Genomic DNA, 14,114 nt, shown 5'->3' with positions numbered 1-14,114 from the left:
GCCTCACACAATGCAGGGATGCAACCATGAGTAAGCCTTTCGGCGATTCCAACTGGCGCGCGATGTCACGCGAGCAGCTCGATGCCGGTCTGAACAACTCGACTGCCGTTGCGGGCAGCGCCGACATCGCCGCCGGATGGGGCCAGCGCTCTGACGCGATGAAGGCGAAGTACCCTGCGCATCTCGACGTCGCCTACGGCCCGCGCGAGCGCAACAGGTTCGATTTCATCAAGGCCGCCGACGGCGGGCCGACACTGCTGCTGATCCATGGTGGCTACTGGCAGATGCGCTCGAAGGATTTTTTCACCTGCTTCGCTGCAGGTCCCATCGCCCACGGTATCAACGTCGCTGCAATTGGTTACACACTCGCGCCGGATGCGACGCTGGAGGAGATCGTGGCCGAGATGCATGCCGGCGTCGATGCGCTGGTTGAGAAGCTTCCCTCGCTCGGCGGCGATCCGAACCGCATCGTGGTGTCCGGCTGGTCCGCCGGTGGTCATCTCACCTCGACGACGCTGTCGCATCCGAAGGTGAAGGGCGGCGTCGCCATTTCGGGCATCTACGATCTCGAGCCGATCCGCGCGTCCTATTTGAATGAAAAGCTGAAGCTGGACGAGGCGATGTCGAAGCGGCAGTCGCCGCTGCTGCAGGATGGCGGCCCGAACAAGCCGCTCGCGCTGGTGGTTGGCGGCGGCGAATTGCCGATCCTGCGCCAGCAGACGGCGGACCTTGCCGTGCACCGGGCAAAGTACGGTTTGCCGGTGAGCTATGAGGAGATCCCGGGCGCTGATCACTTCTCGATCATGAAAGAGCTGGAATCGCCGACGGGGCGGATCACGACGCTGATCAAGGAATTGGTCGCGCGGATCTAGCGGCGGCGCTCTTTCTTGTCCCTCCCTCAAGCGCGGCGCAGCTGCGCGCAGTGGGGAGGGTGGCGCGTTTGAGAGCGTAGCGAACAAATGTGACGGGTGGGGAGCAACAGGCTCCGAGTTTGCGGAGGCACCCCACCCCGACCTCCACCATCGCAATGCTGCGCATTGCAATGGCTCGGTCGACCCTCCCCACTGCGCGCAGCTTCGCTGCGCTGGAGGGAGGGATCAGGCTGACATCTGCGCGAAGCACGATGTCGAAGGACCGCCTACAGCCCCTGTCCGCCCGACACCTCGATCCGCTGCGCGTTCACCCAGCGATTGTCCTCCGACAGCAGGTTCGCGATCATCGGTCCGATATCGTCGGGTAGGCCGACGCGGCCAAGGGCGGTCATGCCGGCGATCGTCTTGTTGATGTCTGGATTGTCACGCACGGCACCGCCGCCGAAATCGGTTTCGATTGCGCCGGGCGCGACCGTGTTCACGGTGATCCGGCGGCTGCCCAGTTCCTTCGCCATATACATGGTCATCACCTCGACGGCGCCTTTCATGGCGGCATAAGCGGCGTAGCCCGGGAGGCACATGCGGGTCAGTCCGGACGACAGGTTCACGATGCGACCGCCGTCTGCGATCAGTGGCAGCAGTGCCTGCGTGAGAAAGAACACGCCCTTGAAATGGACATCCACCAGCCCGTCGAACTGCGCCTCGGTGGTGTCGGAGATCAGTGCATAATCGCCGTGTCCGGCATTGTTCACGAGATGGTCGAACGTCTCGCGCGACCAGGTTTCGCGCAGCGCTGTTCGCAGACGACCAGCAAAGTTGGCGAGGCCGGCAATCTTGCCGGTGTCGAGTTGCAGCGCCACCGCCTTGCGGCCCATGCGCTGGATTTCGGAGACGACAGCCTGTGCGTCTTCGCTGCGGCTTTGATAGGTGAGGACGACATCGCCGCCGTGACGGGCAATGTTGAGAGCGGTATTGCAGCCGAGACCGCGGCTGGCACCGGTAACGAGGGTAATCTTGGTCATGGTCAGCTCCTGTGGTGTGACCATTCCGATATCGCTCCGGGAAGTCGGGCTTGGTTGCCCGAAGCTCGACGTTCCTTGCCTAATCCTCCAAAATCATGTGCTGGCGCATTTGTGATGATGTAGGCTGGGCGTCATGACCACGCTTCTCGATGCCGTTCGCCGTTACACAGAGGCCCATGCTGACAGTGCCGGCATCGCGACCACGCCGATCCTCGGCCTTGCTGCCGTGCGCGCAACCACGCCCAGCGATATCGTCCATGCGATCTTCCAGCCGCTGATCTGCCTCGTCGTGCAGGGCACCAAGCATGTCACCATGGGCACGGAGAGTTTTGTCTTCGCTGCCGGGGATTCGCTGATCATCACGGCCGATGTTCCGATCGTCAGTCAGATCACACGGGCGAGCATTGCCGCGCCCTATCTCTCGCTGGTGTTCGAACTTGATCTGGCCGTGATCGCCGAACTGGTTGTCGAGATGAAAGCGGAGCCAAGCGCCGATCTCGCGCGTGTCCGGGTCGAGCCCACCGATGCCGAAGTTGCGGACGCGGCGTTGCGGCTGATGCGCTTGCTCGATCGTCCGGCGTCATTGCCGGTGCTGCGTGCACAGCTGGTGCGCGAGATGCATTACTGGCTTCTGGCTGGTCGCCACGGGCCGGCGGTCCGACGGCTTGGCTGGCCGGACAGCCACGCACAGCGTGTCGCGCGCGCGGTTGCGGTGTTGCGCACCGAGTTCGCGCGGCCGGTGCTGGTCGAGCGTCTCGCAGATGTTGCGGGCATGAGCCCGTCGTCATTCCACCAGCATTTTCGCAGCGTGACGTCGCTCACGCCGCTGCAGTTCCAGAAGCAGTTGCGCCTGATCGAGGCGCGGCGGCTGATGTTGTGGGAAGGCGCGACCGCGAGCAGCGCGGCCTTCGCCGTCGGTTATGAGAGCGTGCCGCAATTCACCCGGGAATATGGCCGCATGTTCGGCGCGCCGCCGGTACGCGACATCGAGACTGCGCGTGACAAGGCACGCTCCGTGGCGTGATCGGGAGCGTCACGATTTTCTAGTGCGTACGCGCCAAACAGAAAGCGACGACCTGCTCCAGCGGGGTCTTCATCGGCGACGGAAACAGCGCCAGCGCATTGCCGGCCATGGCGCCGGAATGCCGCGCGGCTCATTCGATTGCGGCGACGCGAATGGGACGTGTTCCGACCGGAGCGCCGGTCTCGCGGTCGATGGTAACGGGATCGATCTCCGTTCCGGCCTCTGCGTCGAAAAACCGGGTGACGTCGCCCCCGCCGCGATGCTTGCGTCCCCACGCGCCGATCGCAAATAGCACCGGCAGAAAGTCGCGGCCGGCTTCCGTCAGCACATATTCGTCCCGTGGCGGACGCTCGGAATAGCGACGTTTCTCCAGCAGCCCTTCGTCGGTCAAGGCTGAAAGACGCCCAGTCAGCATCGTTGGCGCGATACCGAGGCCTTTGCGGAAATCATCGAAGCGGGTCAGCCCCGCATGGGCGTCGCGCATGATCAGCATGCTCCATGCGTCCCCCACTACCGCAAGGCTTCGGGCAATCAGGCATGGCTGGTCCGAAAGATTCTTCATGTCGGTATCTTTTTAGTAGTGACTTACTATTAATTCGATAGTAACACCGCCTCCAAGGATGTTCCACGATAAAATGAAGGCAGAAGCGATGAGTACAGGAGAGCGCAGCCGTGTCGGGTTGGTGACAGCACAGGTGCTGCGGCAATGGAGCAAGCAATGACGAGTGCTCCTGGCAACGTTGGATCAGGCGTGCGCTACGTTGAGGCGCCCAATCTCTCCATCAACGTCGGAGGAACTGCCTTTGCCTATCGAGATCTAGGCCCCCGGGGCGGCGTGCCGCTCGTTCTCCTCAACCATTGGGGAGCGGTGCTGGACAATTTCGACCCGCGGATCGTTGACGGCCTCGCCAGCAAACACCGCGTGATCGCGACCAACTATCGCGGCATCGGTGCGTCGGGCGGAACAGCACCTGTGACTATCGACGAAATGGCGCGCGACGCGATTGCCCTGATCCGGGCGCTGGGTTTCGAGAAGGTCGATCTGCTCGGCTTTTCCCTCGGCGGATTTGTGGCGCAGGATGTTGCGCTCAAGGCTCCCGGTCTTGTGCGAAAGCTCATCCTGACTGGCACCGGTCCTGCCGGCGGCAAAGGTATCGATAAGGTCGGAGCGGTGTCCTGGCCGCTCATGATCAAAGGTCTGCTGACGCTACGCGACCCGAAATTGTATCTGTTTTTCACATCTACGGCCAATGGTCGCCAAGCCGCGAAGGCCTTTCTGAAGCGGTTGAAGGAACGCAAGGCGGACAGGGACAAGGGCGCGACTCCTGGCGCCTTCCTGCGGCAACTCAAGGCAATCAAAGCCTGGGGCCGACAGGCGCCTCAGGATCTCGGCCGTATCAAGATCCCCGTCCTGATCGCGAATGGCGACAACGATATCATGGTCCCGACTGTGAACAGCACCGACTTGGCCGAACGCATCCCCGGAGCGCAACTGGTGATCTACGAAGACGCCGGGCATGGCGGGATATTCCAGTACCACGCTGATTTCGTGCCGAAGGCTCTTTCCTTCCTGAGCGATTGGCGCCGCTGCTAACTTGAGATTGGAGAAAGCCCATGAAGGCATTCGTCGTTGATAAGTACAAAAAGAAGGGCGCTCTGCGTCTGGCCAACGTGCCCGAACCGGAAGTGCAGGACACTGATGTTCTGGTCCGGGTTCACGCCACAGCTGTGAACCTGCTGGATTCCAAGCTCCGGGATGGAGAGTTCAAACTTATTCTTCCCTATCGTCCGCCTTTCATCCTGGGTCACGACGTCGCCGGAACGGTTGTCAGGACAGGATCCAGGGCCAGCCGGTTCAAGGTGGGCGACGAAGTCGATGCGCGGCCGCGCGATCATCGGGTCGGTACATTCGCCGAATTCATCGCCATCAATGAAGCTGACGTGGCGCTGAAGCCGAAAAATCTCAGCATGACGGAAGCGGCATCGATCCCGCTGGTGGGGCTGACGGCGTGGCAAGCGCTGGTCGAAGTGGGCAAGGTGAAGCCCGGCCAGAAGGTCTTCATTCAGGCCGGCTCCGGTGGTGTCGGGACTTTTGCAATCCAGCTCGCCAAGCATCTCGGCGCTACAGTTGCGACGACAACCAGTGCAAAGAATGCCGAACTGGTCAAAAGTCTCGGGGCGGATGTGGTCATCGACTACAAGACGCAGGACTTCGAGAAGGTCCTGTCGGGCTACGATCTTGTGCTGAACAGTCAGGATCCAAAGACTCTCGATAAATCTCTGGGTGTGCTCAAGCCAGGCGGCCAGCTCATTTCCATTTCCGGTCCGCCCGATCCGGCTTTCGCCAAGGAAGCCGGTCTGAACCTGTTCCTGAAACTGGTCATGCGCCTGCTGAGCCGAGGGGTCCGAAAAAAGGCTAAGGGCCTCGGTGTACGCTATTCATTCCTGTTTATGCGCGCGCAGGGGCAGCAGTTGAGCGAGATTACGTCCCTGATCGAAGCCGGCGTGATCCGGCCGGTCGTCGATAAGGTGTTCCCGTTCGAGAACACCGGGGATGCGCTGGCCTATGTCGAGACCGGCCGCGCGAAGGGCAAGGTGGTCATCGCGGTGCAGTGAGGTCTGGCCTTAGTGCGTCCGTGCCAGGCAGAACGCCACGACCTGCTCCAGTGCAGTCTTCATCGGCGACGACGGAAACAGCGCCAGCGCATCGACGGCCATGGCGCCGTAATGCTGGGCGCGGTTGATCGTGTCTTCCAGTGCGCGGTGCTTGGTCATCAGGCCGATGGCGTGATCGAGGTCGCCTTCGCCGATCTCGCCGCGCTCCAGCGCCTTGATCCAGAATTCGCGCTCGGCGTCGTTGCCGCGGCGGAAGGCGAGCACCACGGGCAGGGTGATCTTGCCCTCACGGAAATCATCGCCGACATTCTTGCCGAGCTTGGCAGCCTTGCCGCCGTAATCGAGCACGTCATCGATGAGCTGGAAGGCGATGCCGAGATTCATGCCGACCGAACGGCACGCGGTCTGTTCGGCCTTCGGGCGGTTGGCGATCACCGGGCCGACTTCGCAGGCGGCGGCAAACAGTTCGGCCGTCTTGCCGCGGATGACCGCGAGATATTCGTCTTCGGTGGTGGCGGTGTTCTTGGCGGCGGCGAGCTGCATCACTTCGCCCTCCGCAATGGTGGCGGCTGCCGAGGAAAGAATATCGAGCGCGCGCAGCGAGCCGACTTCAACCATCATGCGGAAGGCCTGGCCGAGCAGGAAGTCGCCAACAAGTACGCTGGCCTCGTTGCCCCACAGCATGCGCGCGGACAGCTTGCCACGGCGCAGTTCGCTCTGGTCGACCACGTCGTCATGCAACAGCGTCGCGGTGTGCATGAATTCGACGGAGGCCGCGAGCTTGATATGGCCATCGCCGGTGTAGCCGGTGAGATTGGCCATCGCGAGCGTCAGCATCGGGCGCAGCCGCTTGCCGCCCGACGAGATCAGGTGGTTGGCGACCTCGGGGATCATGGTGACTTCCGAGCCGGTCCGCGACAGGATCGTCGCATTGACGCGCTCCATGTCAGGAGCGACAAGGCTGACCAACTGGTCGATCGACGCTGTCGCGTGACTCTCGAAGGGAACAATCACCGCCACGCTGGGCTCTCCGAATTACAAGGGCGCTTCGTCGGGCCATGAAAAAGGCAGGCACTGGCAGCGCTTATATTCAAATAGGGCGAATTCACGTTGAAAACAGGTGTCCCCATCTGCTGAATTGCCGTCGACCGATATCGGGCCGCACAATAGAAACTGCGCAGCGGCGCGGCAAGGGCATCGGAACCTTGACTTCCCCATAGATACACACCCGGTTACTGGCAGGGAGCGACCTCCAATTGCGCGAAATCATGCGGACGAACGATGTGGTGCTGGTCTCGGCGGTGGGCGCGCTGCTCGACGGCGCGAATATCCACCATCTGGTGCTGGACCAGAATATGAGCGTGATCGAAGGATCGCTGGGCATCATTCCGCGCCGGATCCTGGTGCATGAAGACGATGACCTGCAGGCGCGCCGCGTGCTGACCGATGCCGGACTGGCCCACGAGCTGCGGCCGCAGGATTAATGTGATGGCTGACGCGATCGTGACCACGGAGGACGGCTTCCTGGGTGGCCAATTGCGGCTGCGGCAGCCGAAATCCGGCCATCGCGCCGGCCATGACGCGATCCTGCTGGCTGCTGCAACGTCCGCGCAAGCCGGTCACAAGGTCGTCGATTTTGGATCGGGCGTGGGGACGGCCGGTCTGGCACTCGCCAAGCGGGTGCCCGGCCTATCCCTGACACTGATTGAGATCGACCCGCAACTTGCTGAACTGGCGAGGGAAAACGCGACGGCGAACGGTATCGCAGTGGATGTCGTGACGCTCGATATCGCCGCGAGTGCCGATGTTTTCGCTGCCGCAGGCCTGCCGCAAGACAGCGCCGACGCGGTGCTGATGAATCCGCCCTTCAACGATCCCGCGCGCCATCGCGCCTCGCCGAACAAATCGCGCGAGATCGCCCATGTCGCGACGGAAGACACGTTGCAGACATGGATGCACGCGGCGCGGCGGCTGCTCAAATCCGGCGGCGTGCTAACGCTGATCTGGCGGGCGGACGGATTGGCCGATGTGTTGACTGCGCTGGACCGCGGCTTCGGCAGCGTCGCGATCATGCCGGTACATGGTGACACGACAGCGCCTGCGATCAGGGTGTTGGTGCGTGCTGTGAAGGGTGGCCGCGCGCCTGCGGCAATTGAGCCCGGCATCTCGCTGCGGGATGCGGATGGCGCGCCTGATCTCCATATCCAGCGCGTGCTGGCCGGGCAGGCGGTTCTGCCATGGTCGTCGCTTCGGGCATCGCTCTAGGCGATGCCGCAGTCAGCATGTTGTTTATTGAGGAGCTGTTTCGGAACGTTTCTGCGGCGCCGACGTGAAGTGGATCGCCGTGAGCAGCGTACCGATGATCAGCATGAGCAGATAGATTTTCATGTCTTCTCCCGCTGCGGCGTAAAGGCCTGTTATGGTTTTCAAACGCTGAAAGCGTCTCTCGGTTCAATGACAGCAGCGTGATAAGAGTTGGTTAATGTCGAGGAAATTTGAATGAGCGAATCCAATTTAAAAGCGGCGATCACAAGGCTGCTGCCTGCGCGTTTCCGTCGCGCATCTGCAGTCGTGCCGGTGGTGCGTCTGTCCGGCGCGATCGGCGCCGTCACGCCGCTGCGGCCGGGATTGTCGCTCGCAGGCGTCGCGAGGCTGCTGGACAAGGCATTTGCGACAAGGAATGCCAAGGCTGTTGCGCTGGTGATCAATTCGCCGGGCGGCTCGCCAGTGCAGTCGCGGCAGATCTATCTGCGCATTCGCCAGCTCGCGGCGGAGAAGAAACTACCGGTGTTCGTGTTCGTCGAGGATGTCGCTGCATCCGGCGGTTACATGATCGCCTGTGCGGGCGATGAAATCTTTGTCGATCCGTCGTCGATCGTCGGCTCCATCGGCGTCGTTGGTGGCACCTTCGGTTTTCAGGAACTGATCAAGAAGATCGGTGTCGAGCGGCGTCTCTATACGGCGGGTGAGCACAAGGCGATGCTCGATCCGTTCCTGCCGGAAGATGCCGATGATGTGGCGCGGCTGAAATCGCTTCAGCGCGAGATCCACGCGATCTTCATCAATCTCGTGAAGGACAGCCGCGGTGCCCGGCTGAAGGGCGCTGAGGATGTGTTGTTCTCCGGCGAATACTGGGCCGGCGAAAAATCCATCGCGCTTGGCCTCAGCGATGCCGTCGGCGATCTGCGCTCGGTGCTGCGCGCGCGCTATGGCGACAAGGTGCAGATGCCAGTGATCGCGCAGCCATCCGGCATGTTGTCAGGTCTGCTCGGTCGCAAATCCGGCGCGGGCTCGCAGCTATCGCTCGACGGCCTGTCGGGACTGCCGGATCAACTGATCTCGGCGCTGGAGACGCGCGCGCTGTGGTCCAAATACGGCTTTTAGCAGGACGGTATTGCGCGGCATTTGGTGGCTTAAAAGCTAATTGCAGGAATCCGGCACTTGCGCGAGACTATCCGCAGGGGGCTTGAGATGAACGACAGGAATCGACAGATGCCGCCGCTGGTCGCACTTGCAGGCGCGCTTGGGAGCGCAGCCGTTGTCCGCTGGGCCTACAGAACCGCCAAGCGGATCAATCATGAGTTGGAAGAAGCCCGCCAGGCGCGGGTGGCTGAACGCAGCGGGACCACGGAAGTCCCGACCCTGCGCCGCGATCCCGTCACGGGCGCGTATCGGCCGGGTTAGCCGCCGCAAACCGGGCCCCAAAACATTTGCGCCGGCCTGAGGACGGGGCACGTCCTCGAGACCGGCGACAAAGTTGGGCTTTCAGGCTTGGAGGTCCCTTGGCCCTGGAGATTTGGACAACTTAAGACTTGGAGGTCTCCGGTCCGTGCAACCGTCGTTGCCGGACCGTTCAATGGGGCAAGTCCCGACGACCGGGTTCGTTCCCACCGATGCCATTCAGGATAGTGCGCGGGACTTAACGACTAACCCTGCTGATCAGGCGATGTGCCGGTGCGGTTACCCGTCGGTTACCGCCAAATCGGGCCGCATTGCCTTGATTCCGCAAGGCCGCGCCGATACGGTCCGCGCGCTTTGATCCGCCTTGATCCCCTTGGCGAATCCCCGGAAAAACGGCCCAGAAACCACCATGGACTCCCTGCCTCCGCACATGCGCCCGGAACGTTCGTTCCAGGGCTTCATTCTCGCTCTGCAGCGGTTTTGGGCCGAGCAGGGCTGCGTGATCCTGCAGCCCTACGACATGGAAATGGGCGCCGGCACCTTCCATCCCGCGACGACCTTGCGGGCGCTGGGGCCGAAGCCCTGGAAGGCCGCCTACGTGCAGCCATCACGCCGGCCGAAGGATGGCCGTTATGGCGAGAACCCGAACCGGCTGCAGCACTATTACCAGTTCCAGGTGATCATGAAGCCGTCGCCGGCGAACCTGCAGGACCTCTATCTGCAGTCGCTGAAAGCCATCGGCATCGACACGGCGCTGCATGACGTGCGCTTCGTCGAGGACGACTGGGAAAGCCCGACTTTGGGCGCCTGGGGCCTCGGCTGGGAATGCTGGTGCGACGGCATGGAAGTCAGCCAGTTCACGTACTTCCAGCAGGTCGCGGGCGTCGAATGCGCGCCGGTGGCGGGCGAACTCACTTACGGTCTCGAACGTCTTGCGATGTATGTGCAGGGCGTCGACCGCGTGTATGACCTCAACTTCAATGGCCGCGACGGCGCCGACAAGGTGACCTATGGCGACGTCTTCCTGCAGGCTGAGCAGGAATATTCGCGGCACAATTTCGAACATGCCGATACCGCGATGCTGTTCGAGCAGTTCAAGATGGCCGAGGCCGCCTGCAAGAAATATCTCGACGCCGGCTGGAAGAGCGACAAGCGCGAAGAACATCTGATGGCGCTGCCGGCCTATGACCAGTGCATCAAGGCCAGCCATGTCTTCAATCTGCTCGATGCGCGCGGCGTGATCTCGGTCACCGAACGCCAGAGCTACATCATGCGCGTCCGCGAACTCGCCAAGGCCTGCGGCGAAGCGTGGGTGCATACCGAAGCCGGAAGTGCTGCCTGATGCCTGATCTTCTCCTCGAACTGTTCTCCGAAGAAATCCCCGCCCGCATGCAGGCCAAGGCGGCGGAAGACCTGCGCCGCATGGTCACTGACCGACTGGTTGCCGAAGGTCTCGTCTATGAAGGCGCCAAGGCCTTTGCGACGCCGCGTCGCCTGACGCTGACGGTGCACGGCATTCCCGCACGCCAGTCGGACCTCAAGCAGGAGCGCAAGGGACCTCGCGTCGGCGGCGCCGAAGCCGCGATCCAGGGGTTTCTGAAAGCCGCCGGCCTCGTTTCGCTGGATGAAGCCAAGATCCAGCGCGATCCCAAGGGCGATTTCTACATCGCGCTCACCGAGAAGCCGGGCAAGCCGACGGTCGACGTGCTGGCCGAGATTCTGCCGATCATCATCCGCACCTTCCCGTGGCCGAAGCAGATGCGCTGGGGCGCGGCTTCCGCGAAATCCAGCGCGCTGACCTGGGTGCGTCCGCTGCATTCCATCGTCGCCACCTTCGGCATCGAGACCGAAGAACCGGAAGTGGTGCAGTTCGACCTCAGCGGCGTCAGCGTCGGTCAGACCACCTACGGTCATCGCTTCCTCGCGCCTGATGCGATCCAGGTGCGCCGTTTCGACGACTACGTGGCGAAGCTGCAGGCCGCCAAGGTCGTGCTCGATCCCGAGCGCCGCAAGGAAATCATCCTGGCCGATGCGCGGCAGCTCACTTTCGCGCAGGGCTATGAGCTGGTCGAAGACCCCGCGCTGCTCGACGAAGTGGCGGGCCTGGTCGAATGGCCGGTCGTGCTGATGGGCTCGTTCGACAAGGACTTCCTGTCGATCCCCGACGAGGTGATCCGCGCCACCATTCGCGCCAATCAGAAATGTTTTGTGGTCCGGGATCCCAAGACGGGCAAGCTGACCAACAAGTTCGTCATAACAGCCAATATCGAAGCGAGCGACGGCGGCACGGCGATCATCGCCGGCAACGAGCGCGTCATCCGCGCGCGCCTGTCGGATGCGAAGTTCTTTTACGAGACGGATCTCAAGACCAGGCTCGAATCGCGGCTGCCGAAATTCGAGCAGATTGTGTTTCACGAGAAGCTCGGCACACAGGCCGCGCGTATCGCGCGCATTGAAAAGCTCGCTGCCGAGATCGCCCCGCTGGTCGGCGCCGATGCCACGAAGACCAAGCGCGCGGCGCAACTCGCAAAGACCGATCTGCTCACCGAAGTGGTCGGCGAGTTTCCAGAGTTGCAGGGCCTGATGGGCAAGTATTACGCGCTGGCGCAAGGCGAAGACGCCGCTGTCGCTGCCGCTTCCGAGGATCACTACAAGCCGCAGGGACCGACCGATCGCGTGCCGAGTGATCTTGTCAGTGTCGCCGTGGCGCTGGCCGACAAACTCGATACGCTGGTGGGTTTCTGGGCGATCGACGAAAAGCCGACGGGATCGAAGGACCCGTTCGCATTGCGTCGTGCGGCGCTCGGTGTGATCCGTCTGATCATCGAAAACAATCTGCGCCTCAAGCTGAAGTCTGTCGCGTCGTCTCATGCGTCGACGATGACCGGCTATGACGAGAGCAAACCGGCCGATCTTCTCGCCTTCTTCGCCGACCGCCTCAAAGGCCAGCTCCGTGACCAAGGCGCCCGTCACGATCTCGTCGATGCGGTGTTTGCGCTCGGCGGTCAGGACGATCTGTTGATGGTGGTCCGCCGCGTCGAGGCGCTCGGCAAGTTTCTCGACAGTGACGACGGCAAGAACCTGCTGGCCGGCACCAAGCGCGCCAACAACATTCTCGCCATCGAGGAGAAGAAGGACAAGCGCAAGTTCGACGGTGCCCCCGATGCCGCGCTGTTCAAGCTCGACGAAGAGAAGGCGCTGGCCAAGGCGATTGCCGAGGTCGGTCCGGAAGCGAGCGCGGCTGTCGCCAAGGAAGACTTCGCCGGCGCGATGACCGCCATAGCCAAGCTGCGGCCGGCGGTGGATGCGTTCTTCGACAGAGTGAAGGTCAATGACGACGACGCAGAGGTGCGCGAAAATCGTCTGAGGCTGTTGAACGAGATCCGCGCGGCAACGCGTGCGGTGGCGGATTTCTCGAAGATCCAAGACTAAGGCTTACACACGGGCCTCTCCCCACGTCATGGCCGGGCTTGACCCGGCCATCCACGTCTTTCTCTGTCGCCGAGGCGTGGATACCCGGCACGAGGCCGGGCATGACGGAGATGGAACCGAGGGCGCGGCAGTCGTCGGCTGACGCGATATTTCCAGCAATCTCCCGAAACATTTACCCTTCATTAACCATCCCTTGAAATGGTCCGGTTCCGTAACGGTTTCTTAACCGTCGCTTCCCAGCGCGGGCAGGACTGCCCAAGGATCGCCCATGACCTCGGTCAATACCGGCCTCAATCCCTATGCCAATTACGGCTCCGCCTATGCGCGCGCCGCCGCCACCGCCCAGCCGTCGCTGGCCAATGCGCTCAACAGTAATGAGAGCGCATCGTCGTCTTCGTCCGACGCGGCGACCAATCTGACGCTTTCGGAGGCGGCGCGGGCGAAGCTTGCGAGCTCCGGCTCCGACAAGGATATCGCGACCGTCGTCACGGATCTCAGGGCGAAGCTGGCGGCCCAATATGTGGCCGCGAAAGCGACGGGTCCGCTGGACAAGGACGGCAAGCTGACCATCGATCTCTCCACACTGGATCGCCGTTCCCTCTACGCCATGGCCACCAACAATGGCGGTACCTTCACCGCCGACGAGCAGAAGGTCGCCCAGGCCGAACTGGGCAATCGCTTCAATGCGGCGCTCGCGCCTGCCGCGGGGACGGCCAAGCTGACCGGCGATTTCAGCGGCATCTACAAGGCGGCGCTGGATTATCTCGATGCCGCCGGCAGCGAGGAGAAAGCCTCGGCGGCCTGGTCCGCGCAGCGCGAGGCCGTGCTGAAGGGCATTCAGGCGACCGAGCAGACACCGACCAAGGCGCCATCAGGCATCGCCAACGATCCGGTCGCAGCCTATCTCGCGCAGCCCGATACAACGACGCCCGTGCAGGACATCGCCACCGTTGCGAAGAGCGTGCGTGCGGCGCTGGATGCGCAGGCCAAGGCGGCGAAAGAGGCGGGCAAGGGCGAACTCGTTTATGACATCCGCCGCAAGACCGGCCAGCTCGCGGATTTCTCCGCCGTCGACAACCGTTCGCTGTCAGCGATGTCGCTCAATCAGGATGGTCTGTTCTCGAAGGAAGAGAGCTTTGCCGCCAAACAGGTGCTCGATTCACGCAATCGCACCAGCATTCTCGAGGCGTTGCAGGCAAGCCAGAAGAGCGGCGATCCCAGCCAGTTCAGCCTCGGCATTCTCAATACCTATTCGGCGATGAGCGATGAGGAGCGGACCGCCTCCAACTGGACGCCGAGTTTCCGCGACAATGCAGTGGCGAGCTACAAGTCGACCAATCACATCCTGTCGCTGCTGAAGAGTGGATAAGCGTCGATCCAGGAAGGGGCTGCAATACTCCGTCCTCATCCTGAGGAGCGGCATCTTCGCCGCGTCTCGAAGGATGGCTGCAAACGCCGGCGCTCACC

The 14,114-nt window shown here is 62.4% G+C and carries 14 protein-coding genes and 1 pseudogene; 11 read left to right on the top strand and 4 right to left on the bottom strand.

Annotated elements, in window-relative coordinates:
- Positions 1–26 precede the first annotated feature (26 nt).
- The gene (locus tag CHC01_RS03445) at positions 27–872 is read left to right on the top strand and encodes an alpha/beta hydrolase (RefSeq protein WP_089262478.1); all 846 of its coding nucleotides are present in this window, start codon (positions 27–29) and stop codon (positions 870–872) included.
- A 266-nt stretch (positions 873–1,138) separates the two neighbouring features.
- Here CHC01_RS03445 and CHC01_RS03440 read toward each other — a convergent pair whose 3' ends face one another.
- Positions 1,139–1,894: an SDR family oxidoreductase gene (locus CHC01_RS03440; protein ID WP_089263630.1), complete on the bottom strand. Its 756-nt coding sequence runs from the start codon at positions 1,892–1,894 to the stop codon at positions 1,139–1,141.
- Between the two features lie 133 nt (positions 1,895–2,027).
- Between CHC01_RS03440 and CHC01_RS03435 the strand changes: the two genes are divergently transcribed.
- A complete protein-coding gene (locus CHC01_RS03435; protein ID WP_089262476.1) occupies positions 2,028–2,918 on the top strand; it encodes an AraC family transcriptional regulator in 891 nt (296 codons plus the stop codon).
- A gap of 19 nt (positions 2,919–2,937) precedes the next feature.
- Here the strand turns inward: CHC01_RS03435 and CHC01_RS32915 are convergent.
- Together CHC01_RS32915 and CHC01_RS03430 are read right to left on the bottom strand one after the other, a co-directional pair.
- Positions 2,938–3,045: pseudogene (locus tag CHC01_RS32915) on the bottom strand (polyprenyl synthetase family protein); the annotation flags it as partial.
- Between the two features lie 3 nt (positions 3,046–3,048).
- Entirely contained in the window at positions 3,049–3,480 is a 432-nt protein-coding gene (locus CHC01_RS03430) for a winged helix-turn-helix transcriptional regulator (RefSeq protein WP_089262474.1), read from the bottom strand.
- Between the two features lie 156 nt (positions 3,481–3,636).
- On the opposite strand from CHC01_RS03430, the gene CHC01_RS03425 reads away from it, so the two are divergent.
- Together CHC01_RS03425 and CHC01_RS03420 are read left to right on the top strand one after the other, a co-directional pair.
- Entirely contained in the window at positions 3,637–4,512 is an 876-nt protein-coding gene (locus CHC01_RS03425) for an alpha/beta fold hydrolase (protein WP_089262472.1), read from the top strand.
- Positions 4,513–4,532: 20 nt separating this feature from the next.
- Positions 4,533–5,534 carry an NADP-dependent oxidoreductase gene (locus tag CHC01_RS03420; RefSeq protein ID WP_089262470.1) on the top strand — a complete coding sequence of 334 codons (1,002 nt, stop codon included), beginning with the start codon at positions 4,533–4,535 and terminating at the stop codon, positions 5,532–5,534.
- Positions 5,535–5,543: 9 nt separating this feature from the next.
- On the opposite strand, the gene CHC01_RS03415 is transcribed toward CHC01_RS03420, so the two are convergent.
- Complete coding sequence (locus CHC01_RS03415) at positions 5,544–6,554, bottom strand: polyprenyl synthetase family protein (protein WP_089262468.1); 1,011 nt, start codon at positions 6,552–6,554, stop codon at positions 5,544–5,546.
- Between the two features lie 236 nt (positions 6,555–6,790).
- Between CHC01_RS03415 and CHC01_RS03410 the strand changes: the two genes are divergently transcribed.
- The 7 genes from CHC01_RS03410 (at position 6,791) to CHC01_RS03380 (ending at position 14,016) form a co-directional block, all read left to right on the top strand.
- A complete protein-coding gene (locus CHC01_RS03410; RefSeq protein ID WP_068733164.1) occupies positions 6,791–7,018 on the top strand; it encodes a putative signal transducing protein in 228 nt (75 codons plus the stop codon).
- 4 nt (positions 7,019–7,022) lie between these two features.
- The gene (locus tag CHC01_RS03405; protein ID WP_089263629.1) at positions 7,023–7,799 is read left to right on the top strand and encodes a tRNA1(Val) (adenine(37)-N6)-methyltransferase; all 777 of its coding nucleotides are present in this window, start codon (positions 7,023–7,025) and stop codon (positions 7,797–7,799) included.
- A gap of 234 nt (positions 7,800–8,033) precedes the next feature.
- Positions 8,034–8,918 (top strand): S49 family peptidase, encoded by an 885-nt coding sequence (locus CHC01_RS03400; RefSeq protein WP_089262466.1) that lies wholly within the window; start codon positions 8,034–8,036, stop codon positions 8,916–8,918.
- Positions 8,919–9,026: 108 nt separating this feature from the next.
- On the top strand, positions 9,027–9,218 hold the full coding sequence (locus tag CHC01_RS03395; protein WP_089262464.1) for a hypothetical protein: 192 nt from the start codon (positions 9,027–9,029) through the stop codon (positions 9,216–9,218).
- Positions 9,219–9,624: 406 nt separating this feature from the next.
- Complete coding sequence (locus tag CHC01_RS03390; RefSeq protein ID WP_089262462.1) at positions 9,625–10,557, top strand: glycine--tRNA ligase subunit alpha; 933 nt, start codon at positions 9,625–9,627, stop codon at positions 10,555–10,557.
- On the top strand, positions 10,557–12,647 hold the full coding sequence (gene glyS, locus CHC01_RS03385; protein ID WP_089262460.1) for a glycine--tRNA ligase subunit beta: 2,091 nt from the start codon (positions 10,557–10,559) through the stop codon (positions 12,645–12,647). Before CHC01_RS03390 ends, glyS begins: the two co-directional genes overlap by 1 nt.
- Before the next feature lie 268 nt (positions 12,648–12,915).
- Positions 12,916–14,016, top strand: a complete 1,101-nt coding sequence (locus CHC01_RS03380) for a hypothetical protein (RefSeq protein ID WP_089262458.1) — start codon at positions 12,916–12,918, stop codon at positions 14,014–14,016.
- The last annotated feature ends 98 nt before the right edge of the window (positions 14,017–14,114 follow it).

The organism is Tardiphaga sp. OK246 (assembly GCF_900188215.1).
Classification (GTDB): domain Bacteria; phylum Pseudomonadota; class Alphaproteobacteria; order Rhizobiales; family Xanthobacteraceae; genus Tardiphaga; species Tardiphaga robiniae.
The sequence above is the reverse complement of the archived record's forward strand: the minus strand, read 5'-3'. Positions and strand labels throughout refer to the sequence as shown.

Bases quoted from the DNA above. Each gene is read 5' to 3' on its own strand.
- CHC01_RS03445 (WP_089262478.1), top strand. From the start codon at position 27: ATGAGTAAGCCTTTCGGCGATTCCAACTGGCGCGCGATGTCACGCGAG.
- CHC01_RS03440 (WP_089263630.1), bottom strand. From the start codon at position 1,894: ATGACCAAGATTACCCTCGTTACCGGTGCCAGCCGCGGTCTCGGCTGC.
- CHC01_RS03435 (WP_089262476.1), top strand. From the start codon at position 2,028: ATGACCACGCTTCTCGATGCCGTTCGCCGTTACACAGAGGCCCATGCT.
- CHC01_RS03430 (WP_089262474.1), bottom strand. From the start codon at position 3,480: ATGAAGAATCTTTCGGACCAGCCATGCCTGATTGCCCGAAGCCTTGCG.
- CHC01_RS03425 (WP_089262472.1), top strand. From the start codon at position 3,637: ATGACGAGTGCTCCTGGCAACGTTGGATCAGGCGTGCGCTACGTTGAG.
- CHC01_RS03420 (WP_089262470.1), top strand. From the start codon at position 4,533: ATGAAGGCATTCGTCGTTGATAAGTACAAAAAGAAGGGCGCTCTGCGT.
- CHC01_RS03405 (WP_089263629.1), top strand. From the start codon at position 7,023: ATGGCTGACGCGATCGTGACCACGGAGGACGGCTTCCTGGGTGGCCAA.
- CHC01_RS03400 (WP_089262466.1), top strand. From the start codon at position 8,034: ATGAGCGAATCCAATTTAAAAGCGGCGATCACAAGGCTGCTGCCTGCG.
- CHC01_RS03395 (WP_089262464.1), top strand. From the start codon at position 9,027: ATGCCGCCGCTGGTCGCACTTGCAGGCGCGCTTGGGAGCGCAGCCGTT.
- CHC01_RS03390 (WP_089262462.1), top strand. From the start codon at position 9,625: ATGGACTCCCTGCCTCCGCACATGCGCCCGGAACGTTCGTTCCAGGGC.
- glyS (WP_089262460.1), top strand. From the start codon at position 10,557: ATGCCTGATCTTCTCCTCGAACTGTTCTCCGAAGAAATCCCCGCCCGC.
- CHC01_RS03380 (WP_089262458.1), top strand. From the start codon at position 12,916: ATGACCTCGGTCAATACCGGCCTCAATCCCTATGCCAATTACGGCTCC.